Here is a 14,578-nt window from a genome sequence, read left to right as displayed (position 1 = left end):
TTAGTTGCACTTATGCAGATAGGAAAGTTTTATACTTTCCTATCTGTTAAGAAAAGCACAAGCGCCCTTCGAAACAAGAAAAGCACTTGTTTCTGCGAAGTAGCTCTATGTAGCTTTTCTTACTCGGGGCAAAAACTTCGAAGATTACTCAAGGAAGCTTTTTTGCTGAAGATAGACAAATTTTATGCTTTCTTATCTTGTTAGAAAAAGGAACTCCCATGAGAGCACCTCCCTAATAAAACATTATTTCTCTTCTGTTAATTGCAAAAATTCCTCTACGTCATTGATACATAATTCAATAGCCTTTTCCCAGAATTCCGGTTGTTCTAAGTCAACATCTAAGTGTTTCTTCGCCAAGTCTTCCACCTTCATACGTCCGGTATCTTGAAGAAGGGCAATATATTTATCTTCAAAAGCCTGGCCTTCCTCCATTGCCTTAGCATATATCCCCAAGCTAAATAAGAAGCCAAATGTATAGGGGAAGTTATAAAACGGAACGTCTGAAATATGGAAGTGAAGCTTGGATGCCCAGAAATGAGGCTCATAGCTTCCAAGTGCATCACAATAAGCTTCTTTTTGTGCATTTTCCATAAATGAGTTTAATTGCTCTACAGAAACAACACCCTTTTTCCGCTCCTCATAGAATTTTGTTTCAAATAAGAAACGCGCATGGATATTCATTAGCAACGCAACATTTCTTTGCAATTTATCCTCTAATAAAGCTAGACGCTCTTCCTCTGATGAAGCATTTTTTACGGCTGCATCGGCAACAATCATTTCAGCAAAAGTGGATGCTGTTTCTGCTACGTTCATCGCATAGTCCTGGTTTAAAGGCTCTAGGTCATTCATTACATGCTGATGGAAAGCATGACCAAGTTCATGAGCGAGAGTGGATACATTCGATGCGGATCCAGAGTATGTCATAAAGATTCGTGTTTGCTTACTATCTGGGAAGCTGGTACAAAATCCTCCTGGGCGTTTACCAGGGCGATCCTCCGCTTCAATCCAACGATTCTCAAAGGCCCCTTTTGTAAACTCAGCCATTTTAGGTCCGAATTTTCGGAACTGCTCTAAAATAAAATCTGCTCCCTCATCATAGGACATCGTATTTTCTGTTTTTGCAATAGGTGCTCCCACGTCATACCAATCGAGCTTTTCCAAACCAAGTAGCTGAGCTTTCCGTTCTATATATTTAACTAGTGGTGCTTTATTTTGAGAAATCGTATCCCACATGGTTGTTAGCGTCTTATCTGACATGCGGTTGTAATCGAGAGGCTCCTTTAATACGTCCTCCCATTTCCGATGATTATAGGTTTGAAGACGAAAGCCAGCTAGGTGGTTTAACGTTTCCCCAAATAAGTCACTTTTTTCAGCCCATGCCTCGGATAATTTTTCAAAAACTTGTTGTCGAATTTCACGATTGGCAGAGCTAAGTTTGTTTGCAGCCTGACCAACAGAAAGTTGCTTTACATCTCCGTTTTCTTCAAAAGGAATCGTCATACTCCCTACAATGACATCGTACATTTGGCTCCAACCATGGTAACCATCTACTGCTAAGTCATTAATCAATGCTTCTTGTTTTAAAGAAAGTTTCTCTTGAGCCTTATCTCGACGCTCATTTAAAACGAAAGATAAAGATTCTAATGCTGGTGATTCTAACAACTCTTCCCACACGGATGAATCGATATGTACTAGTTTTTCATCAAACATCGTTAAAATGGTAGCGTATTGTGCATAAAATTGATTGAGCTTCGCGCGGAGCAACCCAGCTTGCTTGTCGTGGACATTTTGCGCATGAAGACAGCTTACAAAAGCTGAGCTTTCACTCAATTTAGTGGTTATGCCAGATAATAACTTAATAATCTGTTGTAGAGATCCGACATCTTCCGCACTACTAGGTTGATCCCAATCCTCAACAATCTTCTTTAGTTGACTCATCTCTTTTTCTAATGAAGAAAGGTAAGTTTGAAATTCTTTAGATGAACTGCCTCCTTCAAAAAATACTTCTAGGTCCCAGACCGGTTGATATTTAGACATGATAACACCCCTTTTTTCTGTATGCGCATTTATCCCGCATTAACGGGCAATAATACCCCACCTCAAGTCTTATGTGAAACGTAAAGAGTAGGTGGGGGATAAACCGCCTGTAAATGCCCGATTGGTTCAGCTATCAATCAGTGGGGGATCCCCTACTGATTGAAGTTTCACTTTATTATACCCCACCTTAACAAAAGTTTCATGAGTGTTCGTAATTGCTTTTTCTTCCATTCCCTTCTACACTAGGTATGTTCTTATGAAATGCAATCGGTAAAGATAGGAGATCAACAATGATGGATGAAAACAAATTAGGAATACTCTACACAGCGAGTTCCTATTTATTGTGGGGCCTGCTCCCTCTATATTGGAAGCTTATGAACGAGATTTCAGCTTGGGAAATTCTCGCCCACCGAATTATTTGGTCTCTTGGCTTTGTAATTATTCTCATTTTTTCTATCAAAAGATGGGATGCTTTCAAAAAAGAATGCCGTGCCATTATTAAAAACAAGAAAAAAGCGATTGGAATCACACTTGCCTCTTTGTTTATAACCATGAACTGGTTTACTTACATATGGGCAGTCAATTCCAATCATGTGATAGAGGTTAGTTTAGGTTATTATATTAATCCTTTACTAAGCATTCTTCTTGGAATGATCGTATTAAAAGAAAAATTAAGTCCTTTCCAATATATTTCTTTCTCTCTAGCAGCTATTGGTGTTGGTTATATGACGTTACATTTTGATTCTTTTCCATGGATTGCCTTATTGCTAGCCTTTAGTTTCGGAATGTATGGACTATTAAAAAAGCTTGTGCCACTTGAATCTTTATTCGGGCTTGCTATTGAAACAATGATTGTTACGCCTATTGCTCTCACCTACATAGCTATAATTGGCGGTGGTGTATTTGGGGGAAGTACACCAGATACACTTCTTTTACTAGGAGGCGGGGTTGCAACTGCCATTCCATTATTGTTATTTGCTAGTGGTGCTAAACGAATTCCATTATCAATGGTTGGATTTCTTCAATATATTGCACCAACCTTAATGCTGATATTCGGAGTTTTTCTCTATGGAGAACCTTTTACAAATGTCCATATGGTTTCCTTCACTTTTATTTGGGTGGCTCTCATTATTTACAGTGTGTCCAGGACTCGCTTATTTCTTCGAATTGAAAAAGGCTGGCAACGAAAGAGCCGGTCGTTCGGTGCATAAATATTTTTAATTAATAAAAGACGGCTGATTCAATACATATTTGATTCAGTCGTTTCTTATTGTTTTTCAATACACACACCTATCATACGGAAAGGGATTGGTTGCCCAGCCACTCCATGATTGTCAGTTTATCTCCATTTAACGTTATAATCGGGTTATTGTTATACACATGGATCCAAGAAAAATGACCATCATATTCATAGGGATTACCCTCTCCATCCTTATACAATCCTGTTTTATCTACAATACGATCATATAAGCTTAAATGGACATGTGCCCCAATAGCTAATAACCGCTTATAAATTGGAAGAACCGTTTGGATAGGATCTACAGTGGAATCATTTTTTGCATGGACAAACCATATGGGGGTCTTTGCTAAATTTGAAATGTCTTTTTTTGTTATTAAATCATCCCGTAAAGCCTCACAGGTAGGCAGACCCGCCGCAAAAAAATCCGGATAATCTCGAAGCATCAACATCGTCATGTAACCACCATTGGAGTAACCCCCAATATAAATACGATTGGGATCAATATCTAGGTGGCTAGCCATATATTCTTCAATCAAAGACATAAGTGCCTCTTGATAAATAGAAGTCCCATCTCCAAATCCAATGAACCCCTCCATCCAAAACCCATGCGTTTGAGGGACTAGTATGTAAGCGTTATGAAGATGGTCTTGAATTTCTTCTGTGTTAAAGTTAACTACCTTAGTTCCACCAATGGCTACTGTTGGATCAGTCCCACCTTCACCAGCACCATGTAACCAAATGAACAATGGATGTTTTTGTTGATTACCCTTCTTAGGGATATACTCCGCATAAGTTAGCGTTTTTTTGTCAGAATTATGGTTGCCTATTTGAAACTGATCTACTAATTTCCGTATTTCACCTACTGATCGGTTTATAATTAAATCTTTAATCACCTCTCCATGAGTAACTATATCTTCTACCTGGTAAATCGTAACCTCATATTGAATCCAATGATTATATCCGCTTCCTTCCCCATCATAATTCATGGGCGATCCAAGTCTAATCGTTGGGCCTATCTCCATTTCTATAGCTACATAATTACTAGTCCCACAAACCAATTGATTTCCCTTATTGTCAGATACATATGCACCGGAAACTTTACGATTCCCTTCCTCCAAAAATGGCTTTGAAAGTCTTTCATCACTTCTTGTTACATGAACCTTAAATGTATCCTTTTTAACTTCGTTCAAAGGAATCTTTTTGCCCAGGTCTATGATTACTTTCGTAACAGCTGGACCCCAATCCTCAATTTCAACCACAGTAATGTACACATGGGTAGTATTTCGTTTACTTGCCATTTAGTGTTCTCTCCTTAGTGTAAAATTTGAGAAAGATTTCTTCATTTTTTATCTATACTATTTCATAATACAACCAATCCGAAATTTCCCCTCCTATTTTCTCATATAGCTTTAGGCAACAAGATTGTCCTTTCTGGTTTCCCAAGTTATGGAGCAAAAATCATTTTTTCTAACAAACTAAAGACAGCTCCCCTCTATCCGGTTGGTCCAATAAAAGCGTTATTAAACCCTTCATGTCCTCTTCCTTAGGTTCCCATGTAATCATGCATCATTTTAGAAAGTTGTACTTGTCTGTTTGAGTTGCTGGTCTTATGATGTTTAGATCCTTCTTAGCTTTTCTTCCTTGTATTCTGGGTGTCTTGCCCATGCATAGTTTTTTCCCTTTTTCTGATAGTAAGAGAGAGGAGGAAATCATCATGAAAAGAATACTTATTTTGATATTTTTTCTAATCGGGGTATTTCCATCCAGTATATTAGCTAGTGAAGAAAAAATAGCTTTTGTTCGTGATGGTAATGTTTATCTTTTACATGGTAAAAAAGAACTTCAAATCACAGAGGGCGGAAATGCCTTTTCACCCCAATGGTCTAGCAATGGACGAAAGTTATCCTATTCAACCCATGAAGGGGAACAAACAGGATTATGGGTGTATGACATTGAAAGCAAAGAAAAGAAACAGGTTTTTTATGATGCCTATCAACCTCTTTGGGCACCTTCATCAGATCACATTGCCTTTTTACAACACTCGGTGTTAGACATTTCAGACTTAAATGGATTTTCTAATGTGTCACTCGGGGTTGACTCCTACACATGGCATCCAAGTGGCGAGGGCTTCATACTCAGTTCCGCAGCCAATATTTTGCCTACTGGTTGGACAACTCCTATTCTTTACAAGAAAAAAATTGCTAAGCCCTTCGCTGATATAAAGCTTTTTGAAAACGTGGAGCCCCTCTTTACCATTCCTCATAAGGTTGGGGGAAAGGAGAAGGATGCTGTTTTGGCTATTTCAGCTAGTCACCTCACTTTTTCTCCAAGTAGAAAATGGCTATCCTTTCTTGTTTCACCAACTGCGTCCTGGGCGATGGACCAAAATAAAGTTTGTGTCTTAGGGGAAAATGGGGACCAATTTCAAGTGCTAGGTGATGTCATTCATCAAGTAGGTGCTCCAAAATGGGCGCCTACAAAAGATATCCTCGCTTTTATCGAAGGGCAAGGAAGAATTGTTTATGGATTTAAAGACAAAAAATTATCTGTGAAAGAAATGCCAGCTACCGGAACCCTGACACCAGATCCATTTTCTGATTTAGATTTTGATTGGATAGATGATAGCTCCCTTGTCACTTCCAGAGTTGAGGAACGTGAATGGTCCAATGACCCAAAGGAACATCCATTGCCTAAACTTTATACCGTGGACATACTGTCAGGAAAGAATAAACAAATCACCGATCCTCCTCGTGGCCATGGGGACTATTCCCCTCAATATGCTGCTTCTCTAAATAAAATCATATGGTTTAGAGGAAAATCAATCATGGATCGTGAGCGTGATGTTTGGATGGCTGACATAGATGGGGAGAATTCTAGGCTCTGGTTAGAAGATGTAGAGGAAATTTCTATTTATGAAGATTGATCTGTGAACTTAGTGATCTTTCCTTGTGCATTTCTATGTCAAAAGGTAACCAAGAGATGTTCTTGGTTACCTTTTATACTTCATTTTCATTTTAAAGGTAACGTAGCACTCATTACTTTGACCTCTCCCTTTTCATCGGCAAGGTACAGCATCGGAAGGATCCTCCAGATTTTATAATTTCTGAAATATCAACCTCAATGATATCGAATCCGCGTTTTGTTAGTTCTTTATTTACATGCTTATTTTGCGGAAGGCTAAATACCCTTTTATCCCCAATGGAAAGAACATTTGTTCCTAGTGTAAACTGCTCTTCTTTATTCATTTCAATGACCTCGTAACGTGACCGAATCAATTCTTCTTGCTCTTTTTCAATGACACCTGGATATAGTAACGCCAAATCTGGGGAAAGAATGTTGAACACGCAATCAAGGTGCAAATATTTTTTCTCAAACGGAACAGTGATTACTTCATATTTGGATAAAAGTCCTTTTAAGTGATTAATTGCTATTTGATTCGTGCGATCACTGAGTCCTACATAAACGGTGTCCCGATCAATGACAACGTCTCCCCCTTCAATCTCTTCCCCCACAATATTGTAGTAGGAAATTTCTTCGGCCTCGAGCCAAGACTTAAGTACATTTTCCTCTCCCTGTCTTACATCACTCTTCATTTCCGCCACAAAAATAGTTTGGCCAAGTGTGAAACCTATATCGCGGGTAAACACTTGCTCCGGGAATTTTTTATGAGGGAGAAGCAGAGTTACATCCACGTTAAAACTCCTTAACTTATCCACAAAGTCATGATGTTGTTTCATTGCTTTTTCAACGTCTATACCTTCGTCCTTGTACTTTTTTTGTGCCTCATTGATAACTTCTCTTATGCTCATATATCGTGGTTCGCATAATATTACTTGTTTTAACGTATCAAATTCACTGTGACAATAAGTGCTATGTTCAGGTGTTTCAGACATCTTTATTCCTCCCATCCTTTCAAATCCCCTTTAGTTTTCCCATTAGAAAACTTGGTATACGCCAAGCCTTTTAGGCGTATGCCTTAGTTGCCCTTATGCAGATAAGAAAGTTTATACTTGCTTATCTGCAAAAAAAGAGATCTATGTTAGTTTCCTAACACAGATCACTATCATCAAACCTTATATCTTTTCTAAAGCTTGCTCAAGATCCTCCCAAATATCTTCCCAAGATTCTAACCCAACAGATAAACGAACCAATTGGTCGGTAATTCCCATGGAAAGTCTTGATTCTTCCGGAACTACGGCATGAGTCATTGTAGCCGGGTGCTGAATTAATGTTTCAGCATCACCTAAACTTACCGCAATGGAAATAAATTGTAACTCATTTAGAAAACGCTGAGCATCTTCTTTACTCCCTTTAATTTCAAAGGAAATTAATCCACCTGGCTGACTCATTTGTTTTTTCATAATCTCATAACTCGGATGTTCCTCATCTCCAGGATAGTATATGGCGTTAATATTGGAATGGTTTTTTAGCTTTTTAAAGATTTTTTCTGAATTTGAGGAATGTCGATCCATTCGGATTGGCAGAGTCTTAATCCCTCTCAGCAGGAGCCAAGCATCAAATGGAGCCATAATTCCTCCAATATCCTTTAAGGTTGTCATGGACACCTTTTGTAAAAAGTCTTCCTTTCCAACTGCAATTCCTGCCACAACATCTCCATGCCCGCATAAATACTTAGTCGCACTATGAATAACAACATCGCAGCCTAACTCTAGTGGTCGTTGAAGATAAGGAGAAGAAAATGTGTTGTCAACTACAACAGGAATGTCATACTCCTTTGCCACATTCGCAACCATCTGCAAGTCAATCAATTTCATGGTAGGATTTATCGGCGTCTCCACATAAATGCAAGTTGTTTCTGGACGAATGAGTGAACGAATTTGATCCTCTGTCTCCATTGGACTAAAATCATGTTCAATATTGTACTTTTCCTTTAGAAGTTGTAAAAGTCCAAATGTGCATCCATAAATTCCTTGTGAGCACACAATGTGGTCATTAGCTTTTGTTAAAGCAATTAAAATGGCAGAAACAGCTGCCATTCCAGACCCAAAAGCCAGTCCCTTTTCTCCACCTTCAAGAGATGCCATCCGATCTTCCAATGCTTTCACAGTTGGATTACCTAAACGGGAATAGATATATCCCTGCTCCTCCCCAGCAAAACGACGTTCCCCTTGCTCAGCTGTTTCAAAGGTAAAGGTAGATGTTTGAAAAATTGGGGTTGATAAACTTCCATAAAAGTCCTTGGAAGAATACCCCTCGTGAATGACCTTCGTATCCATTTTTTCATAGTTACTCATAGTTAGTCCCTCCTCTTAATTTCCCCTACTTCTATAATATGTGATTAAAAGTATTTTTGAAAGCGTTTTCTTTTTATTGTCCTCCAACATCCCACAAAGAAACTATTGCGAAGATGCCGCAAGCCCCGTTCCATTGTTGCTATCATGGAATGGATCGTCTCCCTGATCACGAATCACATCTATCATCGAGGGGAAAGACTAGCAGCCTATCTTTCTTATGTAACGAAACCTTTTACTGGAAAAAGCCTCTGATTTAAAAATCAGAGGCTTTTGATTAGCCGTCCTATATTTTCCGCCTGTCTCTCCGTAAATTCCTGAGCCTTCTCCATAGCAACTTCTAATGGAATGGCCCCTGGTACGATAGAAAAGAGGGCGTCAATACCATAATCATATACAACTTCACTTTCCTCTCCTAGCAATCCCGCCAAACCAAAAACAGGAATATCAAATTTCTTTGCCACTTTTGCTACTCCAATTGGTGTTTTTCCATAAATCGTTTGTCGATCAATTCTTCCTTCTCCAGTAATAACAAAGGTTGCTCCTTGAACTTGTTTTTCTAGCTGAACAGCATCAATGACTATGTCCACTCCTCGCTTTAGCTCAGCGGATAAGAAGGCCATTAATCCTGCACCAAGTCCTCCTGCTGCACCTGCACCTTCCACATACTCAATATCCATTCCAACAAATTCCTTTATTTTCGCAGCATAATGCTTCAAATTTCTGTCTAAAGTTTGAACCATTTCAGGAGTGGCTCCTTTTTGCGGGCCAAAAACTGCTGATGCCCCACGTTCCCCTGTAAGAGGGTTATCAACATCACAAGCAACTTCTATTTTTACATCCTTAACACGTGGGTCAAGTTCAGAAAGATCAATTTTCTCAATCCGTTGTAGCTCTCCACCACCATAGTCAACACTATTACCTTCTGAATCTAGCAATTTCACGCCGAGAGCTTGAGCCATGCCAGCTCCACCATCATTGGTCGCACTGCCTCCGATTCCAATGATGATGTGTTCGACACCTTTATCCAAAGCAGCTAGAATCAAATCTCCCGTACCTTTGGTTGTGGTAATCAACGGATTTCGTTGGTTCATCGGAACTTGATGGAGACCAGAAGCTGCCGCCATTTCTATAACCGCTGTCTTTCCGTCTCCTAAAATTCCAAAGAAAGAATCTACCTTGTTCCCTAAAGGACCTGTAACTTCTATATAAATGAGACTACCACCTGTTGCATCGACCAGTGATTGAACCGTACCCTCTCCACCATCGGCCATGGGAACCTTCACATATTCAGCATTGGGTAAAGCCTTCTTTAATCCTCTTTCGATCGAATGAGCCGCCTCTAATGCTGTCATACTTTCTTTGAATGAGTCTGGCGCAATAACAATTTTCATTTTTTCCACTCCGATCTAGATAAATAGCTTAAATACTCCAAAGATTAAGGTAGAAACAACAGCTAAAGTTAAACCAACTAATGATTCATAAGGAATAAGCTTCATACGCTCTTTAATGTCCATAAATACACTTCCACCTGTTGCGTGGAAAAAGCTTCCGTGTGGTAAGTGGTCAAGAACAGTTGCACCAGAATGAATCATAGCTGCTCCAGCAAGTCCTGCAATTCCAAGCTCCATAATTGTTGATCCAAATACACCACTTGCAACTACTGTACCAGCTGTTGTTGAGGCGGTAGCCGCTGACATAAAGGCACCAGATATAGGTGCAAGAAGATAAGCTGGAAGACCTGATGCTTCTAATCCATTGATCACAACATCCTTAAGTCCTGAGTTAGAAATAATCCCTGCTAAAGTACCTGTTCCTAAAAGCATAATCGCAACACCTGACATTTTTCCTAAACCTACAATTGCATAATCATTAATCTTCTTAATTCTTCCCATTGCCAGAGCACCAACAATCCCACCAATTGGTAAGGCAATCATTGGGTCTATAACAATATCAAATAAAGGTCTTAGTGATAGCAATATGATAGCTGTTAATGGAGCCAGAATAGCTGGCAAGAAAAGCGGTAGTTTCTCATCTTGGTCTCTCTGAATCTCATGAATAGAAACTTGGGCACCTTTATTTGAAAGTTTCTTTGCCACAAAGTAAGTCACGATCACTCCGAATATAGCCGGGATAATACCTGCAGCCATTACAGATGTTAGAGGTACATTAAAAGCGTCTGCAGCTGCAATCGCATTTGGGTTTGGTGACATGATGTTACCAGCCTTACCCCCACCAATCATCGCAAGTAGGATACCCGTTTTAGAAATTCCCGCTTTGTGTCCAATAGCTAATGCAATTGGAGCAACTGTAATAACTGCTACGTCAATAAATACTCCAACAGTTGTCAAAATTAGAGTAGCAAGCGCTAATGCTAAAAGCGCTTTCTTTTCCCCCAGTTTTTTTACAATGGTTTCAGCTATGATCGCTGCTGCGCCTGACTGAATTAACACACCAGCAAGGACACCAGCTGCTAGAATACGAAGGACAGCAGGAATGATACCTTTTGCGCCCTCCATTATTAAACTCACTGTATCTGCAAGGTTTACTCCACCTAATAATCCCCCGATAATAGCACCGGCAATCATTCCATAAGCTGGCGGAACCTTTTTTAATATAAGAATAATAGCAATAACCAGTGCTGCTATAGCACCAAACGAGCTAACTTGAATATCCATGTGTATGCCCTCCTGTGCATCTCTTAAAATTTAAGTACAGCTGTATTTTACAGAGAATAGAAAGCGATAACATTATGCCATTGTTAAAAATTAAAACGCTTTATTCCCTATCATTTTGTGCAGTTGCACAACTAGCGTTTTAGTTGATTTAACAATTGAGAGATATAAAGTTCTAGAAGGTCTTTTAACTTTCTTGGGTCTCTCCCTGTAATCTCATGGATTTTTTCCAAGCGATATCGAAGGGTATTACGATGAATAAACAACTGATCGGCTATTTTACTTACATCCCCATTTTCATCGATGTATAGCTTGAGGGTTTCTCTTAGCTCTCCCTTTTTATCCTTATCAACCAACCTTTCGTATCTTTGTATCAGCCCATGATCATGATTGGGTATACTGGATAAAGTAACGGGCAATATCCATTCATCAAAAAAATATATATTCTGATGAGGTGAAAAAATTTCTCCTACTCTACCTGCCTCTTTTGCCTGTCGATAGGCCTTTGGTGCATCAACTATGTCTTGATATTCTGACCCAATTGAAACTTTAAAAGAAATACTTTTTATACGTGATATTGTATTCTGTAAAGAGATCATCTCTTGCATTAAAACTGATCTTTGAATCGGTGCTTTTCTTAATATAGTTACCTCATTTGGATTTGTGTTTGCAAAAATTGCTTTCCCTGTAAAAAACTCTCCTATTACGCGGAAGACTTCTCTACGACGTTTTGTGACTCTCTCTTCATCTAATTCACTTGAGGAAAAAGCTATAATGATTACTATTCTTGGGGACTCTAAATCAATTTTTAATCGCTTTGCCCTTTCTCTTGCAAGCTCATCAAGGTTTCCATTGACAATTTGACTCATTAATTCTTCTTTTAAACGCTCATCCCATTGCAATTGTTCAGTAAGAAAAGCTTGTTGAATTGTCATTTCCGCACCCATTTTTACGAGCTCCCCAAATGGGGACAGTTCCTTAGGGTCCCCAGAAATACCAATTACACCAACAATTTTTTGTTCAAAAAGAATAGGAAGATTGATCCCGGGTTTTACTCCAAGCATAGATTCCGAATCTTCTTTTTTGATATCAACTCTAGAACCTTCCTCTATCACCAATCTTGCACCTTCGTGAACCGTACCAATTCTCTCTTTGACACCTGAAGCCATAATGACACCATACTCGTCCATAACATTTATATTGTATGGAATTATTTTCATTGTACGTTGAGCAATTTCCTGGGCAATCTCCTTTGTTAATACATCCATAGTTCTTCTCCTGTCAAAATTATCTTTTCCTCATTATAGTGTGAACATTATCAATAGTCTAATTGGGTTTTCATCGATTATACTAATAAAATAAAGATAAAATAATGGGGGCAAAATGATGACATTTCCTTATCCTACAATGGAAGCCATGCAAGAAGCTATGAAATCTGGAGAAACAACTTCTTTAGAATTAACGAAATACTACTTAGATAGAATTGCCACTTACAATGAAAGCATAAATGCTGTTCTAGAAGTGAACCCAGATGCCTTACATCTCGCAGAATCACTTGATGTAGAGAGGGCCACACTCGGGCCTAGAGGACCGCTTCATGGGATTCCGATTTTGTTAAAAGACAATATTAATACTGGTGACAAAATGCATACAACAGCGGGATCAATTGCTTTAGCGAACCATTACGCTGATGAGGATGCATTTATAGTAAAACAACTTCGCGAGGCTGGTGCAGTCCTATTGGGTAAAGCCAATCTGACTGAATGGGCTAATTTTATGACCGAGGGAATGACCAATGGATACAGTTCACATGGAGGACAAGTGAAAAACCCATATGGCCCGTTTGATGTGGGTGGATCAAGCTCTGGACCAGGAGCATCCATTGCGGCTGGGTTTGCTGCCGCTAGTATTGGAACAGAGACAAGTGGTTCCATTTTAAGTCCAGCAAGTCGAAATTCGTTAGTTGGAATTAAACCTACAGTTGGTTTAGTGAGCCGTACAGGAATTATTCCAATTGCTCATAGTCAGGATACAGCTGGACCTATGGCACCTACTGTAGCTGATGCTGCCCTTATATTGGGAGAGTTAACAGGGATTGATGATAAAGATCCTGCTACTGCAATTAGTCGTGGCAGGTTGGAAAAGAACTATACGGTTTATTTGAAAAGTGATGCATTAAAAGGGGCACGATTAGGTGTGCCACGGAAATTTTTATCAGAGGTGCCCGAAGAAGAAGTGGGGTTGTTCGAACAGGCTCTGGAAGAATTAAAAGAAGCTGGTGCTATCATTGTAGATGATGTGGAACTTCCATTCGAAGAGAGAAATATACAAGTATTGCTCCATGAATTTAAGACAGATTTGAATGCTTACTTAGGAAAACTTCCATCAACTATACCTATCCATAGTTTGAAAGAATTAATAGAGTTCAATGAAGCCCATAAGGAAGTTGCTTTAAAATACGGACAAACCTTGTTACTTGAGTCAGAGACAAAGAGTGGTCGATTGTCAGATGCGGAATATTTACAAAACCGACTAGATGACTTACGTGCCTCTCAAACGGATGGAATTGACAAGGTAATAAATGAGCATCAATTAGATGCGTTACTTTTTGTGAATTTTTGGGGATGTGACATTGCAGCTCGTGCAGGATACCCTTCCATTACCGTGCCCGCTGGCTATACACTAGAGGGACTTCCTTTCGGATTAACTTTTACAGGATTGGCCTTTAGCGAAGGAAGATTGATCGAACTCGGGTACTCCTATGAGCAAGCAACACAGCATAGAAGACTACCTGATCTGGAAGACTAAATACATGAGGAAGCGGCTGGGACAGAACGGATACCATACACTCAAATGTCATCCTGTTCAGATGATGGGTAGTAAATTTTGGTGCCTTTTGATCCATTTCAGTGCTACTAAGGGTCATTAAGTGCTGATTCAATACGTTACGTGACGATTTCATAATTCTAAGTGCCAAAGAGCCGGCTTTCAGTGACGATATTTTTATTCATAGTGACGGTTTCATGACTTGCGTGCTATTCCCTTCACTTGGGTGCTATTAACTTCCTTTGAGAGCCATACTCTCCATTTCTATGTGACGATTTAACAGTTTTTAGTGACAATATTCACCCGTTTGAAGAGGTTAGGTGCTACTTTAATTGTTTTCGTGCCAATGGTTTCATTTAAGTGCCACCCACCCCTTCCGATATGCGCCTTTAGTTAGATGATGACTGAGAAAAACCCAATAAAAAAATGGATTCCATCCTATCTTTCAGATGATGGAATCCATTTTTATGTCTATCATAGACTAGTTATGTCCCAGCCTCATCTTTTTATTTACTCAACTTTCGCAGACTGAAATAGGCAGGTATGCC

10 protein-coding genes are annotated in these 14,578 nt (G+C 39.3%); 3 read left to right on the top strand and 7 right to left on the bottom strand.

Going from position 1 to position 14,578, the window contains the following annotated elements:
- Nucleotides 1–243: 243 nt before the first annotated feature.
- Nucleotides 244–2,037: a M3 family oligoendopeptidase gene (locus RZN25_13675; protein MEQ6377865.1), complete on the bottom strand. Its 1,794-nt coding sequence runs from the start codon at nucleotides 2,035–2,037 to the stop codon at nucleotides 244–246.
- A gap of 290 nt (nucleotides 2,038–2,327) precedes the next feature.
- On the opposite strand from RZN25_13675, the gene rarD reads away from it, so the two are divergent.
- The gene (gene rarD / locus RZN25_13670; GenBank protein ID MEQ6377864.1) at nucleotides 2,328–3,248 is read left to right on the top strand and encodes an EamA family transporter RarD; all 921 of its coding nucleotides are present in this window, start codon (nucleotides 2,328–2,330) and stop codon (nucleotides 3,246–3,248) included.
- Between the two features lie 82 nt (nucleotides 3,249–3,330).
- Here the strand turns inward: rarD and RZN25_13665 are convergent, their stop codons facing one another.
- A complete protein-coding gene (locus RZN25_13665; protein MEQ6377863.1) occupies nucleotides 3,331–4,575 on the bottom strand; it encodes a prolyl oligopeptidase family serine peptidase in 1,245 nt (414 codons plus the stop codon).
- Between the two features lie 416 nt (nucleotides 4,576–4,991).
- Between RZN25_13665 and RZN25_13660 the strand changes: the two genes are divergently transcribed.
- On the top strand, nucleotides 4,992–6,200 hold the full coding sequence (locus RZN25_13660; protein ID MEQ6377862.1) for a hypothetical protein: 1,209 nt from the start codon (nucleotides 4,992–4,994) through the stop codon (nucleotides 6,198–6,200).
- Nucleotides 6,201–6,312: 112 nt separating this feature from the next.
- On the opposite strand, the gene RZN25_13655 is transcribed toward RZN25_13660, so the two are convergent.
- The 5 genes from RZN25_13655 to RZN25_13635 form a co-directional block, all read right to left on the bottom strand.
- Nucleotides 6,313–7,170 (bottom strand): dimethylarginine dimethylaminohydrolase family protein, encoded by an 858-nt coding sequence (locus RZN25_13655; protein ID MEQ6377861.1) that lies wholly within the window; start codon nucleotides 7,168–7,170, stop codon nucleotides 6,313–6,315.
- A 180-nt stretch (nucleotides 7,171–7,350) separates the two neighbouring features.
- Nucleotides 7,351–8,532 (bottom strand): methionine gamma-lyase, encoded by a 1,182-nt coding sequence (gene megL / locus RZN25_13650; GenBank protein ID MEQ6377860.1) that lies wholly within the window; start codon nucleotides 8,530–8,532, stop codon nucleotides 7,351–7,353.
- Nucleotides 8,533–8,792: 260 nt separating this feature from the next.
- On the bottom strand, nucleotides 8,793–9,923 hold the full coding sequence (locus RZN25_13645; protein MEQ6377859.1) for a glycerate kinase: 1,131 nt from the start codon (nucleotides 9,921–9,923) through the stop codon (nucleotides 8,793–8,795).
- A 15-nt stretch (nucleotides 9,924–9,938) separates the two neighbouring features.
- Nucleotides 9,939–11,207: an SLC13 family permease gene (locus tag RZN25_13640; GenBank protein ID MEQ6377858.1), complete on the bottom strand. Its 1,269-nt coding sequence runs from the start codon at nucleotides 11,205–11,207 to the stop codon at nucleotides 9,939–9,941.
- A 131-nt stretch (nucleotides 11,208–11,338) separates the two neighbouring features.
- A complete protein-coding gene (locus tag RZN25_13635; GenBank protein ID MEQ6377857.1) occupies nucleotides 11,339–12,472 on the bottom strand; it encodes a sugar diacid recognition domain-containing protein in 1,134 nt (377 codons plus the stop codon).
- Between the two features lie 118 nt (nucleotides 12,473–12,590).
- Here RZN25_13635 and RZN25_13630 point away from each other — a divergent pair, with 118 nt between their 5' ends.
- Complete coding sequence (locus RZN25_13630) at nucleotides 12,591–14,012, top strand: amidase family protein (protein ID MEQ6377856.1); 1,422 nt, start codon at nucleotides 12,591–12,593, stop codon at nucleotides 14,010–14,012.
- The last annotated feature ends 566 nt before the right edge of the window (nucleotides 14,013–14,578 follow it).

The organism is Bacillaceae bacterium S4-13-56 (assembly GCA_040191315.1).
Classification (GTDB): domain Bacteria; phylum Bacillota; class Bacilli; order Bacillales; family JAWJLM01; genus JAWJLM01.
Note: the sequence above shows the minus strand (reverse complement) of the source record. Positions and strands in the feature narration are given on the sequence as shown.

Coding starts and splice junctions, on each gene's coding strand:
- RZN25_13675 (MEQ6377865.1), bottom strand. CDS start 2,037: ATGTCTAAATATCAACCGGTCTGGGACCTAGAAGTATTTTTTGAAGGA.
- rarD (MEQ6377864.1), top strand. CDS start 2,328: ATGATGGATGAAAACAAATTAGGAATACTCTACACAGCGAGTTCCTAT.
- RZN25_13665 (MEQ6377863.1), bottom strand. CDS start 4,575: ATGGCAAGTAAACGAAATACTACCCATGTGTACATTACTGTGGTTGAA.
- RZN25_13660 (MEQ6377862.1), top strand. CDS start 4,992: ATGAAAAGAATACTTATTTTGATATTTTTTCTAATCGGGGTATTTCCA.
- RZN25_13655 (MEQ6377861.1), bottom strand. CDS start 7,170: ATGTCTGAAACACCTGAACATAGCACTTATTGTCACAGTGAATTTGAT.
- megL (MEQ6377860.1), bottom strand. CDS start 8,532: ATGAGTAACTATGAAAAAATGGATACGAAGGTCATTCACGAGGGGTAT.
- RZN25_13645 (MEQ6377859.1), bottom strand. CDS start 9,923: ATGAAAATTGTTATTGCGCCAGACTCATTCAAAGAAAGTATGACAGCA.
- RZN25_13640 (MEQ6377858.1), bottom strand. CDS start 11,207: ATGGATATTCAAGTTAGCTCGTTTGGTGCTATAGCAGCACTGGTTATT.
- RZN25_13635 (MEQ6377857.1), bottom strand. CDS start 12,472: ATGGATGTATTAACAAAGGAGATTGCCCAGGAAATTGCTCAACGTACA.
- RZN25_13630 (MEQ6377856.1), top strand. CDS start 12,591: ATGACATTTCCTTATCCTACAATGGAAGCCATGCAAGAAGCTATGAAA.